The sequence below is a fragment of the Caulobacter sp. DMC95 genome (genome assembly GCF_056313785.1).
On sequence record NZ_JBQUZP010000006.1, the window covers coordinates 173,456 to 187,997 of the forward strand.

Below are 14,542 nucleotides of genomic sequence, written 5' to 3' on the forward strand. Positions count from 1 at the left end.
CCCAGATGCGGGGAGATCGATTCGCATGACGGCGGCGTCGCCATGGAGCGTTAAGGGGATTGACCCCAAGGCACGGGAGGTCGCGAAGGACCTTGCGCGTCGCTCCGGCATGACTCTCGGTGAATGGCTGAACCGCATGATCATCGAAGGCGATGGTCAGGCCGCCGATCCGCGTCTGGCGGGGGACGAGACCCCGAACCGCGCCTATCTCGAGATCGTCAAAGAAGACGCGCCGCCGCGCATTGAGATCGCCGAACATCCCGCCGACGAGGTCGGCCGCGTGGCGCTTGCGCTGGATCGCCTGACCCAGCGCATCGAGGCCGCCGAAGGGCGCAACGCCGCCGCGATCACCGGTATCGACCATTCCGTCCGCGACGCCCTGGCGCGCTTGGGCCAGTCCGAACGCGAGCAGATCGCCGTCGCCGCCCGTTTCGAGGGCGCTGTGGACGAACTGAAGACGGAGCAGGTGCGGGCGGCCGAACGCCTGCGTCGGATAGAGTCCGAAGCCGCCGGCCCGCGCTCGGCCGAGGCGCTGCGGGCGCTTGAAGGCGCCTTGGGCAAGGTCGCCGGTCATCTCTACGAGGGCGAAGCGCGCACCCGCGAGGCGATCGCGACCTTGGAAGCGCGGCTGAACCAGCAGGTCACAAACGATCCCAGCGCCCTGGTTGACGCCGTGGTCGCGCGACTTGGCGAGCGCCTCGAAGCCGCCGAAACGCGCACCAGCGAGGCGCTGCGCGAACTGGGCGCGTCTTTCCAGGCTCTGGATCAGCGTCTGGGCGCGGTCGAGAGCGCCAATCCCGCGACAGGCGTCCAGGAGCGTCTGGACAGTCTCGCCGCCACCCTCACGCAGAAGATGGAAGCCGCGCGCCTGGAGATGGCGGCCAAGCTTCGTGAAAGCGCCGACGGTCGCTTTGACCGCATGGAGCGCAAGCTCGGCGAGATGGCGGCGCACGTGCAGGCGGCCGAGCAGCGCTCGGCTCAGGCCATTGAACGCATGGGGCGTGAGATCGTCGGCGTGGCCGACGCTTTCAATCGCCGTGTCCATGCCGCCGAGAGTCGTAACGCCAGCGCCATTGAACAGGTCGGCGGCGAGGTCGCTCGCATCGCCGCCAGCGTCGAGCACAAGCTCAACCGCGCCGACAGCGTGCAGGCACAAGCGCTCGAAAAGCTGGGCGGCGAGATCGCGCGCATCACCGAGAAGCTGGCCGAACGGATCGGCAGCGCCGAACGCCGCAACGCCTTGGCGATCGACGATGTCGGCGAACAGGTCGCTCGCGTCACCGAGCGCCTGAACCAGCGCCACGAACGCTCCAGCCAGGAGCTGGTCGACCGAATCCGCCAGAGCGAAGAGCGCACGCTCCGCATGCTGGAGGAAGCGCGCGAGAAGATCGACAGCCGTCTCTCGGAGGCGCAGCGGAAGCTGGAAGCCGCGCCGACGCCCCCGGCGCCGGCGGCAGCCCCCGCGCCGACGCCGGCGCGTCCGTCACCGCCGTCGGTCTCGCCTTTTGACGACAGCTATTTCAGCCAGGCCGCTTCGTTCAGCACGGTCGAGGAGGAGGACGACGCGTTCGACGCGCCGCCGGCTCCGACCCGGGGTTTCGACGTGGCCGAGTTCCCGGCCGCCGAGCCCGAGGAGCCTGCTTTCGCGCACGACGACTATGCGATCGCCGACGGCTTCGAGCCGGAAGCGCCGCGCTACGAGGTCGAACCCGAGGTCTCCGACTTCGCACCAGCCCAGCCCACCCGGCCGATGTCGACGCGTGACATCATCGAGCAGGCCCGCGCCGCCGCGCGCGCCGCAGCGGCCGCCGAGGGCAAGGGCGGCGGCAAGGCCAAGGCGGCGAAGAAGGACAAGGCCGCCAAGTCGAGCGGCTCGCTGTTCAGCGGCTTTGGCGGCTTCTCGACCAAGAAATCCAAGGGCCGTCTGGGCGCGACCGTGACGACGGCTGTTGTCGTGTTCGCCGCCGCCGGCGCGCTCGGCGCGGGCGTGGGCGGGCTGCTGTTGCTCAACAGCGACGACGTCAACACTTCGCCCAGCCGCGTGGCCCAGGCGATTGCGGGCCGCAAGGCCGATGTCGAAATCAATGGTCCCGAAGCCGACACGACGCCTGGCGCGCCGCGCGCCGCCGTCGCCCTGACGACGGGCAAGGTCGTGCCCGCCGAGGTCGAGGCGCCGGCCGCGCCGCCGACCAACGAAGCCAAGACCCTGTTCGAGGACGCGGTCCGCAAGATCGAGTCCGGGGACCGCTCGGGCGTCGAAACCCTGAAGCGCGCTGCGAACGGCGGCTATCCGGCCGCCCAGTTCTACCTCTCGAAGATGTACGAGGGCGGCAAGAACGGGGTGAAGGTCGATATGGCCGAAGCGCGCCGCTGGAGCGAGCGCGCCGCCAATGGCGGTGATCCGCGCGCCATGCACAACCTGGCGCTCTACTACTTCAAGGGCGAGGGCGGTCCGCGCAATTCAACGACGGCCGCCAGCTGGTTCCGTAAGGCCGCCGACATGGGCCTGGTCGACAGCCAGTTCAATCTCGCCCAGCTCTACGAAAGCGGCCTGGGCGTCAGCCAGAATCCTGCCGAGGCCTACAAGTGGTACGTGATCGCTGGCCGTGCGGGCGACTCGACCGCGCGGGGCCGCGCCACGGCGCTCCGCTCGCAACTGACCGCCGAGGCGCAACAGACTGCTGATCGGTCGGCCCTGGCCTTCCGTCCGCAGACCCAGGTCCAGACGGCCAGTCTGTCATCGGCCGCGCCGGCTGCGGCGAACGCCAACCTGGGCTTGGCTCAGCGTGTCTTGTCGCAGTTGGGCTATTATCAGGGACCTCGCGACGGCGTTTCCTCGCCGGCCCTGCGCATGGCGATCGCCGCCTATCAGCGTGATCAGGGCCTTCCGGCCACTGGATCTATGGATGGCGAGACGCTCAACCGCCTGTCTGTCTACGCGCGCTAACTCCGCCAAGCCGTGTTTCGTGCGTCGCAGCGATGCTGCGCTCGAAGCCGATTTCCGCCCCCCTCTGCGTGCGGGTGGGGACAAAGTCCATTGCAATCAAACACCTTCCTGGGCCAATTCAGGTCCTGAAACAGGGGTTCGCGCGCTGAAGATCGTCCGTGGACCTATCGCGTCCGGTCGGTAATAGTCTGAGGCGGGGCAGGGTGGGCGACCAAGGTCGCCTTCCGAAGGAGTTGTGGCATGAACGAGTCCGCGGGCGGGCGGACGCCGGTACCACCGGCGGCATGGGTCTTTGGTCTGTCGACCTTGATCCCCTTCTTTGTGGCTTCGGGCCTGTTCTGCTATGGCCCGGCGGCCATCCAGAAGTCCGCGCTGCTGGGGCTGCTGGCGTACTCCGCCGCGATGGTGTCCTACTTCGGCGGCGTCCGCACCGGCCTTGAGATCGAGAACCCGAGCCCGCGTTGGTCGGTTCTGGGCATTTCTCTGCTTTTCCCGTTGGCCGGCTTTGGCCTGCTGCTCGGCGAGCTCAAGTTCGAGCCCGCCTGGCAGTTGTCAGGCTTCCTGCTGGTGTTCCTGCTGCAGTGGGTTTGGGACGTCACGGATCATGAAGGCCCAAGCTGGCGGCCCCGGATGCGCACGCTGATGACCGCCGGCGCGGCGATCTCCCTGGCGTTCTCGCTGGAGCAGGCCCTCCAGATGTGAAGCCGACGTCAGTCGGGTCTCAACGACTTCTGGCCGACCGCATGCACCCTTCGCGGCCCCAAGGCGCCGGCTAGAAGCGGGCCATCAAACAGGCTTGAGAAGGCTTCATCCAGAATGTTCAGTCCGCCCGTAAAGGCCCCGAACGCGGGCAGAACGAGGCGTGCGCCATCGGTGACGAAGCAGCGGCGACGGACTATCGCGCGCCCGCTCGACACCTTGGCCGCCGGATGCAGGTGACCCGCCACCTCACCCGGCTGCGCGCCGGGAAGCGGTTCATGCCGAAGGGTCAGCCCCGCGATGTTGGCTTCATCGATCACGTCGCCGGGCAACGCCTTGGGGCCGTCGGCGTCGTGGTTGCCCACGGCCCAGACCAGTTCGCGGCCAAGAGCCAAGCCCTCCAGTCGCCGGTAGTCGTCCATCGCCAGGCGGGTCTCGCCGGCGCCGTCGTGGAAGCTGTCGCCCAGGAAGACCAGCCGCTCGGGCGCGAGCTGCGCGATCTCGCGGTCGAGGCGATCCAGGGTCTCGCGGGTGTCATAAGGCGGCAGCATCTGGCCGAAACGGGCGGCGTAGCTGCTGCCTTTTTCGAAATGGAGATCGGCCACGATCAGCGTGCGCTCGCGCTCCAGCCACAGCGCGCCCGACCACCGCAGCATCACCTCGACATTGGCCAGGGCGACACGAAGGCCGCCGCAGGCCGAAGGCTCGAAGCGGGTCATGGGCGCGCCTCGGCGATCAGGTCGGCTTCAGCCTCGGCCAGGATCATCTCGCCGGCGGCGTCGCCCGGGGCGCGCTCGCGGCCGATTTCCAGCATCATCGGCACGGCGAACGGCGAGACGCGATCGAGCGGAACGTGGCGGATATGGCCCTGGACCCGGGTCAGCATGTCGCCGAGGCGCGCGATGTCCAAGAGACCGGTGGCGGCGTCCAGCCGCGCGCAGCGGAGCATCAGATGGTCGGGTTGGTGTTTGCGCAGCACGTCGTAGATCAGGTCCGTCGAAAAGGTCACCTGCCGTCCGGACTTCTCTGCGCCGGGGTGACGGCGCTCGATCAGGCCAGCGATCAGGGCGCAGTGCTTGAATGAACGCTTCATCATGAAGCTTTCGTCCAGCCAAGCCTCCAGGTCGTCGCCCAACATGTCCTGGGCGAACAGCTCATCCAGGTCCAGATCGTCCATGGGGCGCAGCGACCAGAGGTTCAGCGCGTAGTCGTTGCAGACAAAGCCCAACGGGCCGACGCCCAGGCGATCCAGGCGTCGCGTCAGCAGCATGGCCAGGGTGGTGTGGGCCAGGCGTCCGTCAAAAGGGTAGCAGACCATGTGAAACCGCTTCCCGCGCGGGAAGGTCTCCAGCAGCATCTCGCCTTCCTGCGGGATCGCCGAGCGGGTCTTTTGCCAGGACAGCCATTCCTGCACATCGCCGGGCAGGGCGCTCCATTCGCGCTCGTCATGCATCATCTGGCGCACGCGGCCGGCCAGATAGGTCGATAGCGGGAACTTCGAGCCGCCCCAACTGGGCATCTTGGGATCGTCGTTCGGCGCCGGCGAGACAAAGGCGTCGGCGCCGACCAGACTGTTGTAGCGCCAGACCTGTCCGGCGAAGACGAAGGTGTCGCCGGGCGTCAGCTGTTCGAAATAGCCTTCCTCGGCTTCGCCGATCTTGCGACCGCCCATCGGCCGCTTCCCGCCGCCGACGCGGATGTTGATCGTCGCCGGCGAGATGATCGCGCCTACGTTCATCCGGTGCTGTTGGCGAGCCTGGGCGTTGCGCGCCGTCCAAAGGCCGTCGACGGTCTGCACGATCCGTCGAAATTTGTCGTAGGTGCGCAGCGCGTAGCCGCCGGTCGAGACGAAGTCGACGACGGCTTCGAAGTCTTCCCAACTCAGGTCAGCATAGGGGCCGGCCGAGCGCACCTCGTCATAGAGGTCGGTCAGCTTGAACGGCTCCGAGCAGGCGCACCCCATGATGTGCTGGGCCAGCACGTCGAGCCCGCCGATGCGGGCTGGTTCCCCATCCAGGTGGTTCTCCAGGATGGCGTCGGCGGCGGCGCGGCATTCTAGCATCTCAAAGCGGCTGGCGGGGACGAACAGGGCGCGGCTGGGCTCGTCCAGCCGGTGATTGGCGCGGCCGATCCGCTGCACCATCCGAGACGCCCCCTTGGGCGCCGCCAGCTGGATGACGAGATCGACGTCGCCCCAGTCGATGCCCATGTCCAGCGTCGAAGTGCAGACCACCGCGCGCAACTCTCCCCGCGCCATCGCCGCCTCGACCTTGCGCCGCTGCTCGGCCGACAGGCTGCCATGGTGCAGGGCGATCGGCAGGCCCTCGTCATTCAGCTCCCAGAGGCGCTGGAACGCGAACTCGGCCTGGAAGCGGGTGTTGACGAAGACGAGCGCCGTCTTGGCCGCTTTGATGATGTCGTAAACCTCGGCCATGGCGTGCTCGGCCGTGTGGCCGGCCCACGGCACGCGGCCGCCGGAGACTAGGACCTCCACGACCGGCTGGGCGCCGCCCGAGCCGAGGACGAGGTCGATGTCGGGCTCCGAGATCCTCCCCCGCTGGCGGGGGAGGTGGCCCGGAGGGCCGGAGGGGGTGAGCTGGAGGTCGACCTTGCTGGCCCCCTCCGTCGGCTCCGCCGACACCTCCCCCGCAGGCGGAGGAGGATCTTCGGCTCGGTTCACGCCCAGCCACTTCCGCACCAGGTCCGGGTCATCGACCGTCGCCGATAGCCCGACCCGCCGCATCCTTGGCGCGAACTGCTGCAGGCGGGCCAGGCCCAGCGCCAGGAGGTCGCCGCGCTTGCTGGGCCAGATCGCGCGGGCCTCGTCGATGATCACGCAGGAGAGGTCGGCGAAATACTCCCGCGCGCCCTCCCAGGCGCAGAACAGGGCCAGTTGCTCAGGCGTGGTCAGCAGGATATCGGGCGGCCGGATCCGCTGGCGGGCCTTGCGGCTCTCGCCGGTGTCGCCCGTCCGGCTCTCGGCGACGATCGGCAGGCCCATTTCGCGGATGGGCGTCAGCAGGTTGCGCTCGACATCGACCGCCAGCGCCTTCAGCGGCGAGATATAGAGCGTGTGAACGCCGGCTGGCGTATTGCGCGGCGGGCGCTCGGCCAGTTCGATCAGGCTGGGCAGGAAGCCCGCCAGCGTCTTGCCGCCGCCCGTCGGCGCGATCAGCAGGGCCCCGCGACCGGCCCGCGCCTTCTCCAGCATCGCCAACTGATGCGCGCGCGGCGTCCACCCGCGCTTGGCGAACCAGGCCTGGAACTGGGGAGGAAGGGCGTTCGCCACGGACATTGACCGCGATATAGCATGTTCCCTTTCTGTTTCACCCGACTTTTGCGCGCGCGTAGCGCGAGTCTGGTTGCTTCCGCTGAGGCTTGCGATTGTCTGGAGCAACGCTTGCAGCGCCACGTGACGCTTCCGGCCAAGGTGGGGGTTTGATGCGTTTGGGCTGGCTGATGGCGTTGGTGCTCATGGTCCCTTGGACCGCCGGCGCGGCGTTCGCTGAGGAGCGGCGGACGCAGACCGATTGCGAGGCCATCCAGCGGGCTGCGGAGGCTGGCGACGCCGCCTTCTATGTCGATCTGGCCGTCTGCCATATTCGCGGCGACGGGCGCGAGCCGAATGAGGCCGAGGGACTGGTCTGGCTGCGCAAGGCGCTGGCCTTGGACGACACCGACGCCATGGTCGAACTGGGAAACCTGTATCTCTTTGGCGCGGAGGGTCTGGAGTCTGATCCAGACGCCGCGCTGAAGCTCTACGCCCGCGCGGCGCGACTGGGCGACCCGAACGGCATGTACAACCTTGCGGTCATGCATCGGGGCGGGCATGGGCCGCCCGAAAACCCCAGGCTGGCGCGCGCTTGGTATCTTCGCGCCGGCGAAGCAGGTTCAGCGCCGGGCGCCTTCAGCGCGGGCGTCGTCCTGCTGGAGGGCTATGGCGGTCGTGTCGATGAAAGGCGGGGCTTGCTGTGGTTGCGCCGCGCGATCGAGATGGGTTCGGCTGAAGCGATGAACGAGCTGGGCCGTCTTCATGCGGAGGGTTCGGGCGTAACGTCCGATCCGGCCAAGGCCCTCTACTTCTATCGCGCCGCCGCCCGGAACGACCTGCCGGATGCGATGTATCGGCTAGGCGCGGCGCACTACAACGGTCAGCTGACCGACAAGAACTATGTCGAGGCGATGCGCTGGTTCCAGCGGGCTGCGGACCGGGGCGACCACGACGCCTGGTTCGCGCTGGGACTGATGTGCGAGATCGGCCGCGGCGTTCGCGCTGATCGCGAGTTGGCTCTCCAGATGTATCGCCGGGCCGTGGAGAGCGACGAGCCGGCCCTGCGCGGAAAGGCCCAGCGGGCGATCGATCGGCTGCTCGGCCTGGCCGACGATGATGAGACGCCGGTTGGTTAGGGCGCTGCGCGGCCCCGTTTCCATTCTGTTTCGAGCCGGGTTCTGCTAACGGACGGAGGTGACTGCTTCGCCGCCCACTCTGGATCTGGCTCCCGCTCTCGTCGTCCTGCCTGGTCCGCGCGCCGGCTTGGCGGACGGCGGCGAGGCCAGGATGCTGCGCGCGCCGGACGCTCGCGATCTCTTTGAGCACGGTCCTATCCTGGTGGCGCACGCGGCCATGACCGCCCGTCGTCTGAACCTGTCGCCGCCGCCGCGCTCGCCGCGCCTGTTCGATGTGCTCGAACTCCATGCGTTTGCGCGGCCAGCGGCGTTTTGCGCGCCCTCGGCGGTAGGACTGGCGACAGCGCTTGGCCTTCGCGAGCCGCACGGCGCAGCCGAGCAGGCCCAGACCCTTCGCGAGGCCGCTGACGCGCTTTTGCGGGAGCTGGCGTTGACGCCGGTTCCTTCGCGCGAAGAGGCTCTGGCGATCGCCGAAACGCTGGCCAAGGCTGGCTGGTCCTGGGGACCGGCGGTGATCGGAGCCCTGCGCTCCGTCCCAGTCGGCAACCAGTTTCGCGGCTCGGGCCTCGATGTCTGGGCGCGGCTGGTCGAGTGGGAGGATCAGGCGCCGCCCGGCGAAGCGGGCTCGCGTCCTATTGATCCCGAACGCGCGGGCGAGCGGCTGGCCGAACTGCTGCAACGCTCGGGCCTTGAAGAGGTGCGCGAAGCTCAGGCGACCTTCGCCAAGGAGGCCGCCTTCGCCTTCCAGCCGCGCGAGCGGGAGGGCGAGCCGCGCATGATGCTGGCTGAGGCCGGCACGGGTGTTGGCAAGACGCTGGGCTATCTGGCGCCGGCGTCCCTGTGGGCCGAGGCCAACGGCCCGTCGGTGTGGGTCAGCACCTATACGCGGGCCCTGCAGCGACAGATCGAGCGCGAGAGCCGGTCGATCTATCCCGACCCGAAAGAACGCGCCCGCAAGGCCGTCGTGCGAAAAGGTCGTGAGAACTATCTGTGCCTGTTGAACTTTCAGGAGCAGGTCAACGGCGCTCAATTGGGTAACAGCGATCTGGTCGGTCTGGCCCTGACAGCCCGCTGGGCGCGCGCCACGCGGGATGGGGACATGACCGGCGGCGACTTTCCCGCCTGGCTACCCACCCTGACGGCCGTGCCCCCTTCGATGCAGGCCAGCCCGGCCAATCTGGTCGACCGACGTGGCGAGTGCATCCACGCCGGCTGCCAGCACTATCGCATCTGCTTTATCGAGAAGGCCGTACGCGCGTCCAAGCGCGCGGACCTGGTGATCGCCAACCATGCGCTGGTCCTGACGCAGGCGGCCTTCGACGGCGCGCGCACAGCGCGGGGTCTCAAGGGCGACAACGAGACCACCAGCCTCAAGCGCATCGTCTTCGACGAGGGACACCACCTGTTCGAGGCCGCCGACAGCGCCTTCTCGGCCGCTCTGTCCGGCGCGGAGGCCGCCGAGCTGCGGCGCTGGATCCGGGGTCCTGAGGGCCGAGGTCGTCGCGGGCGCGGCCTGGAGGCGCGCTTGCTGGACATCCTGGGCGACCGGGAAGGCGCGCGAGGGGCGATGAGCCACGCCATCCAGGCCGCAGCGGCCCTGCCGGGCGAGGGCTGGTCGGGTCGTGTCGCGCCGCCCGACGGCCAAATCAATCCCATTGGCCCGATCGAGAACTTCCTGGTCGCGGTGATCGAACAACTACGCGCCCGCAGCGGCGACCGGGGCGGCGCCGACCTTGGTCTGCAATGCGATGCGCGCCCGCCCATCGATCTGGTCCGCGAGCGCGCGCCCGAGGCGGCCAAGGCGCTGGCGGCCATCGAAGCGCCGCTATTGGCCTTGGCGCGAGCGCTGGAGGACGTGCTCGACGAGGACGCCGAGCATCTGGGCGCCTCCGAACGCGCCCGGATCGAAGGCGCATTGCGCGGCCTGGACCGACGGGCGCGGATGACCTTGCCGGCCTGGCGTTCGATCCTGAAGGCCCTCGAAGAGGACGACGTCGAACCGACCGAAAGCGACCCGGACTTCGTCGACTGGTTCGAGGCCACGTTCCTGTATGGGCGGGTGGTGGACGCAGCCTGCCGTCGTCATTGGGTGGATCCGACCGAGCCGCTGCGCGCCGCCGTGTTGTCCCCCGCGCACGGCGTGCTGGTCACCAGCGCCACCCTCGTCGACCCTGCGCTGGAGGATCCATTCGCCCTGGCCGAGATGCGCACGGGCGCAGCGCGCCTGCCGTCCGCGCCCAAGGTGCTGCGACTGGTCTCGCCCTTCGACTATGAGAACAACGCCAAGGCCTTCGTCGTCACCGACGTGAACAAGGAGGACCCGCGCCAGGTCTCTGCGGCGATGCGCGAGCTGTTCCTTGCGGCGGGGGGTGGGGGGCTTGGCCTCTTCACCGCCATTCGTCGTCTGAAGGCTGTGCACGAGCGCATCGCTGCGCCGCTGGCCGACCAGGGCATGGCGCTCTACGCCCAACACGTGGATCCGCTCGAGGTCGGGGCCCTGGTCGACATCTTCCGGGCAGAGGAGGACGCCTGCCTGCTGGGCACCGACGCCATTCGCGACGGCGTCGACGTCCCTGGGCGCTCGCTTCGGCTCCTGGTGTTTGATCGCGTGCCCTGGCCCCGTCCGGACGTGCTGCACAAGGCGCGCCGGCTGCGTTTTGGCGGCAAAGGCTATGACGACGCCGTGGCGCGGGCGCGGATCAGCCAGGCGTTCGGGCGTCTGATCCGACGTGCCGACGATCGCGGCGTGTTCGTGATGCTGGACGCCGCAGCGCCGACCCGGCTGTTTTCGAGCCTGCCCGAGGGCGTAACGCTGGAACGGGTCAGTCTGGTAGAGGCCATAGAGGCGACCGCAGCCTTCCTGAAGACGACAAAGTCCTAGACTGACGCGCGGCCGGGCGATGCGTCCGCCGGGTATCCGGGACCGTACCGCTCCTCGTGACCAGGAGCACCGTGTACATGCGCGTCCGATATACCGCCGTCTTGGCCGCCCTCGCCTCTGCGTTTCTGGTCGCCGGCCAAGCCTGGTCTTTCGAGCTTTCGCCAAAGGCGCGCGCTGCGTTGGCCAAGGGCGAAGCCTACGCCGAGGTGACGCCCGATCCCGATGGAATTTCCGGTCACGTGCGCGCGGTGGTCGACGTCAACGCGTCGCCTGAGAAGGTCTGGCGCATCATGACCGACTGCGCGGCGGCCAAGGTGATGATCACCACGCTCGCCGTCTGCCGCATCGTGGAGGGCGACATGGCCCGAGGCTGGGACATCCGCGAGCACGTGACGCGTCGCAACCTGGTGTTCCCCGGCATGCGCATTGTCTTCCGCTCCGACTATGAGCCCTACAGCCGGATCAAGTTCCGACTGGTCAGCGGTGACCTGAAGGTCGAACAGGGCGAATGGAAACTCCAGCCGCTGGACGGCGGCCGGCGGACCCGCGTCTTCTACGACAACCGCCTGGCCGTGGACTGGCCGGTTCCCAAGGCGCTGATCCGCGAAGCGCTGCGCAAGGACACGCCCAAGGTCCTGATGAACCTCAAGCGTCTTTGCGAGTGAGCCGGCGTCCTAGCCCGCCGTCACGTACTTGATCAGCGCCGCCATGTTCTCGATGTAGGTTCCGGTCGAGATGCCGATCTTCGGCGTGTCGGTGATGTAGGGCGAGGTGTCTGTCGCATCGCCGACGCGGGTCTGGCTGAAGTCGCCGGGCGCCGGCGTCGGCGAGCCGTCGCCGATGTACGGGTTGCTGGTCGCCCGGAGCTCTGTCGGCCACCAGCCTTCGGCGTTGAGCGCGGCGATCAGGCCGGCGACCTTGTCCGGCGAGATTTGGCCAGTGTCAGCTTTCAGCGTGTCCACGTTCAGGTCCGACACCGAGATGTCGCCGGTAGTGAAGTACTTGGGCAGCGCCTTGCGGCCGCCCTTGAGCGGCGAATCCTTGCTGGCGATTTCGGGTGGGGTGGCTTGCAGCTTGGCCAGCCGCTGGCGCAGGCCCGCGACGTTCACCGCGCGGAACGACGAGTAGTGGATGACCGTGCCCTGCGGGTTCTCGTCGGCGTAGTACTCGCCGTTGACGACATTGCTGCCCCGCCGATGAATGTAGAGCGGCTTGCCTGTCCCGACCTGAATGAAGGTGGGGTAGGGGCGGCCCTTCTGGATTTCCTGCGGCAGCTTGATGCTGTCCAGCCAGTCCAGCGCTTCGCCGAGGCGGGCCAGGTACTTCGGGTCACCGGTCAGTTCGTAGAAGTCCATGCACGAGGCGATGTTGGCCCCCGTGGTGTGGGAGGCGAAGGCCTCGGGCTCATAGCTGCGCGCGCCGGCGGGTTTGAGCGTGTCGACGTAGTGTTGCAGACCCCAGGCCGGCTGCGGCTGCGGTTGTTGGCAGATCACGAAGCAGTCCATCGCCTTCCGGATGGCCGGCAGCGCGCGCGGATCGCCGAGAGCCTGCCAGACCATGATCAGGAACTTGATGTTCTCGCCGGCCACATCGTCGTTGAAGGTGATGTAGCCGGTGTAGTCGGCATGGCCGTGGTTCTGGAAATCGGTCTTCAGGGGGAAGCGCTGGGGCCAGCCGCCGTTGGGATACTGGCTGTCCAGAACAAACTGCAGCGCCTTGTCCAGAGCCGGCTTGAAGCGCTTGTCCTTCTTTTCGACGTAGAGGCGCAGCAGGAACTGCGAGGTCTCGGCGGTGCCCGCGTCATCGAACGTGGCGTTGCCGTAGTAGTGCTGGAATTCCTCGAGCCGCCAGCCGTTTTTGCCGATCGTGTCGTACCATTTGCGGATCGAGGCCTCGCCGGCGAGATCGCCCAGATAGTTCCAGCCGCCAGCCGGATGCTGGATCGCGATCAGGGCCTTGGCGGCCTTGCAGGCGGCTTTGTAGTAATAGTCGTCGCCCGTCGCATGATAGGCGTCGAGGAACAGGTGCCCCATCGTCGCCGTGCCCGGCGGCTGCACCCAGATCATGGTCGGAAAGGCTTCCATCTCGCCCCAGCGGCGCGAGAAGTCCGGCAGATAGCTCCAGACGTAGCCGCCCTTATAGGCGACCTTTTCGACCATGAAGCGCGTGGCCGTCTTCATCGTTTTCAGCGCCGTGTCTCGGCCGGGCGCGGCGACTGCGCGGAGCGGCGCGAGAGCGCCCGCAGCGGCGAAGGCCGCCGCCGAGGTGGCCAGAAGGCGACGGCGGGAAAGCGGGCTCAGAGGCATGGATGAACTCCGGTCAGCGCGAAGCTTACATCGAAGGATAGGCGAGCAAACCTCCCTGGCCAGCGACGGCTCCGTCATCTTTGAAGCGACGTTGCCGACATTATGCTACCGGTGTCATAGGTTTGGCTACCCACTTTTCACGGGGCGATGTCGGCCGTTGCCTCATGGGGCTGCGGGGCCACAGGTCGCTCCTGCGACAGGCGGCCGCGTTGCGTGTCACGGCGCGTTCGGCGAAATTTAGTGGCCTTTTGAGGCGACGCCGCCGCGCTCGGAGCAGCACGGCCGACGCCGTCCTGTTGGGGAACAGGACAACGCCCCCGGACCGAAAAGGTCCGGGGGCGTTTTCATGTCAAAGCTAGCGCGAGCCCGGCTAGAGAACGATGATCACTCTGCGTCCAGCGGTCGCATGGCGGATCTGCGTTCATATCTTGTAAACCTTTCGGCCATGGGGACGCGACACGACCACCTGACCGAAGCCGAGCGGCTCGAGCGACAAGCCGAGATCGCCGACAACGCGCACGCCCGTGCGGCTCTGCTGCGTATGGCGCAAGCCTCGCGCGGCGCGGCTGCGCTGGTGGGTCTGTTTGAGGCCAGCTACGACGAAGCGCTGCCGATCGTCCGCAGCTAGGGCCTCACTCCGCCAGGCAGACCTCGACACAGCGAACCGCCAGGGTTTGGGTGGCGTCCAGAAACGGCGCCGAAAGATCTGTCTGGGCCAGCACCAGGGGCACTTCGGTGCAGCCCGCGACCACAGCCTGCGCGCCCTTGCCGATCAGGCGGTGGGCGAGGGCGGCCATAGCGTCCCGCGACTCTTGCCCCACATCGCCTCGCTTGATCCGGTAGAGCAGAGCCATGAACTCGACCTGTTCATGGTCGTCCAGCGTCACGACTTCCAGGTCGAGCTGCGAGAAGCGGTCGCGATAGAGGCCAAGCGCGAGGCTGGTGCCCAGAACGCCGACGACGGTCGCGCCTTGGCTCCGGGCGGCGAGGCCGGCGGTTTCCAGCATGTCGATCAACGGCAAGCCCGAGGCGCGGACCTCTGCCGCGTAGGCGTGGGCTGTGTTGCACGCGATCGCCAGAACTTGCGCGCCGGAGCCGCGCAGGCCCGCCGCCATCGCCGCCAGCACCGGACCGGGATCCGAGCCCTCCACGTTGCGGTCGGGAACCTTCGGATTGATGTCAACCAGAACCCGAAGATGGTCCTGCTCGCGGCTGACGGGCGTCGCGGCCTGCAGCTTGGCCAGGAAGTCGAGCGTGGCGGCCGGACCCATGCCGCCCAGAACGCCCAGAACCTTGCTCATC

The 14,542-nt window shown here is 68.0% G+C and carries 10 protein-coding genes; 6 read left to right on the forward strand and 4 right to left on the reverse strand.

Going from position 1 to position 14,542, the window contains the following annotated elements:
* The first annotated feature begins 25 nt into the window (after window positions 1-25).
* Complete coding sequence (locus tag ACT53N_RS15240) at window positions 26-2,947, forward strand: peptidoglycan-binding protein (RefSeq protein WP_476064687.1); 2,922 nt, start codon at window positions 26-28, stop codon at window positions 2,945-2,947.
* A gap of 240 nt (window positions 2,948-3,187) precedes the next feature.
* Window positions 3,188-3,649 (forward strand): DUF3429 domain-containing protein, encoded by a 462-nt coding sequence (locus ACT53N_RS15245; RefSeq protein WP_476064688.1) that lies wholly within the window; start codon window positions 3,188-3,190, stop codon window positions 3,647-3,649.
* Window positions 3,650-3,657: 8 nt separating this feature from the next.
* On the opposite strand, the gene pdeM is transcribed toward ACT53N_RS15245, so the two are convergent.
* Complete coding sequence (gene pdeM, locus ACT53N_RS15250) at window positions 3,658-4,365, reverse strand: ligase-associated DNA damage response endonuclease PdeM (RefSeq protein WP_476064689.1); 708 nt, start codon at window positions 4,363-4,365, stop codon at window positions 3,658-3,660.
* Complete coding sequence (locus tag ACT53N_RS15255) at window positions 4,362-6,941, reverse strand: ligase-associated DNA damage response DEXH box helicase (protein WP_476064690.1); 2,580 nt, start codon at window positions 6,939-6,941, stop codon at window positions 4,362-4,364. Before ACT53N_RS15255 ends, pdeM begins: the two co-directional genes overlap by 4 nt.
* Window positions 6,942-7,084: 143 nt before the next feature.
* Between ACT53N_RS15255 and ACT53N_RS15260 the strand changes: the two genes are divergently transcribed.
* The 3 genes from ACT53N_RS15260 to ACT53N_RS15270 all read left to right on the forward strand — a co-directional run bounded on the left by ACT53N_RS15260 (window position 7,085) and on the right by ACT53N_RS15270 (window position 11,599).
* Window positions 7,085-8,053 carry an SEL1-like repeat protein gene (locus ACT53N_RS15260; protein ID WP_476064691.1) on the forward strand — a complete coding sequence of 323 codons (969 nt, stop codon included), beginning with the start codon at window positions 7,085-7,087 and terminating at the stop codon, window positions 8,051-8,053.
* A gap of 58 nt (window positions 8,054-8,111) precedes the next feature.
* Window positions 8,112-10,934 (forward strand): ATP-dependent DNA helicase, encoded by a 2,823-nt coding sequence (locus ACT53N_RS15265; RefSeq protein WP_476064692.1) that lies wholly within the window; start codon window positions 8,112-8,114, stop codon window positions 10,932-10,934.
* Between the two features lie 77 nt (window positions 10,935-11,011).
* Window positions 11,012-11,599 carry an SRPBCC family protein gene (locus tag ACT53N_RS15270; protein ID WP_476064693.1) on the forward strand — a complete coding sequence of 196 codons (588 nt, stop codon included), beginning with the start codon at window positions 11,012-11,014 and terminating at the stop codon, window positions 11,597-11,599.
* Between the two features lie 9 nt (window positions 11,600-11,608).
* Here ACT53N_RS15270 and ACT53N_RS15275 read toward each other — a convergent pair whose 3' ends face one another.
* Window positions 11,609-13,240, reverse strand: a complete 1,632-nt coding sequence (locus ACT53N_RS15275; protein ID WP_476064694.1) for a pectate lyase — start codon at window positions 13,238-13,240, stop codon at window positions 11,609-11,611.
* 445 nt (window positions 13,241-13,685) lie between these two features.
* Here ACT53N_RS15275 and ACT53N_RS15280 point away from each other — a divergent pair, with 445 nt between their 5' ends.
* A complete protein-coding gene (locus tag ACT53N_RS15280) occupies window positions 13,686-13,868 on the forward strand; it encodes a hypothetical protein (RefSeq protein WP_476064695.1) in 183 nt (60 codons plus the stop codon).
* 4 nt (window positions 13,869-13,872) lie between these two features.
* On the opposite strand, the gene cuyB is transcribed toward ACT53N_RS15280, so the two are convergent.
* Window positions 13,873-14,541 carry a cysteate racemase gene (gene cuyB / locus ACT53N_RS15285; protein WP_476064696.1) on the reverse strand — a complete coding sequence of 223 codons (669 nt, stop codon included), beginning with the start codon at window positions 14,539-14,541 and terminating at the stop codon, window positions 13,873-13,875.
* Window position 14,542: the final 1 nt, after the last annotated feature.

What these genes read in the sequence shown, in the direction of transcription:
- cuyB (WP_476064696.1), bottom strand. Translation starts at nt 14,541, where the DNA reads ATGAGCAAGGTTCTGGGCGTTCTGGGCGGCATGGGTCCGGCCGCCACG.
- ACT53N_RS15270 (WP_476064693.1), top strand. Translation starts at nt 11,012, where the DNA reads ATGCGCGTCCGATATACCGCCGTCTTGGCCGCCCTCGCCTCTGCGTTT.
- ACT53N_RS15240 (WP_476064687.1), top strand. Translation starts at nt 26, where the DNA reads ATGACGGCGGCGTCGCCATGGAGCGTTAAGGGGATTGACCCCAAGGCA.
- ACT53N_RS15275 (WP_476064694.1), bottom strand. Translation starts at nt 13,240, where the DNA reads ATGCCTCTGAGCCCGCTTTCCCGCCGTCGCCTTCTGGCCACCTCGGCG.
- ACT53N_RS15245 (WP_476064688.1), top strand. Translation starts at nt 3,188, where the DNA reads ATGAACGAGTCCGCGGGCGGGCGGACGCCGGTACCACCGGCGGCATGG.
- pdeM (WP_476064689.1), bottom strand. Translation starts at nt 4,365, where the DNA reads ATGACCCGCTTCGAGCCTTCGGCCTGCGGCGGCCTTCGTGTCGCCCTG.
- ACT53N_RS15280 (WP_476064695.1), top strand. Translation starts at nt 13,686, where the DNA reads ATGGGGACGCGACACGACCACCTGACCGAAGCCGAGCGGCTCGAGCGA.
- ACT53N_RS15255 (WP_476064690.1), bottom strand. Translation starts at nt 6,941, where the DNA reads ATGTCCGTGGCGAACGCCCTTCCTCCCCAGTTCCAGGCCTGGTTCGCC.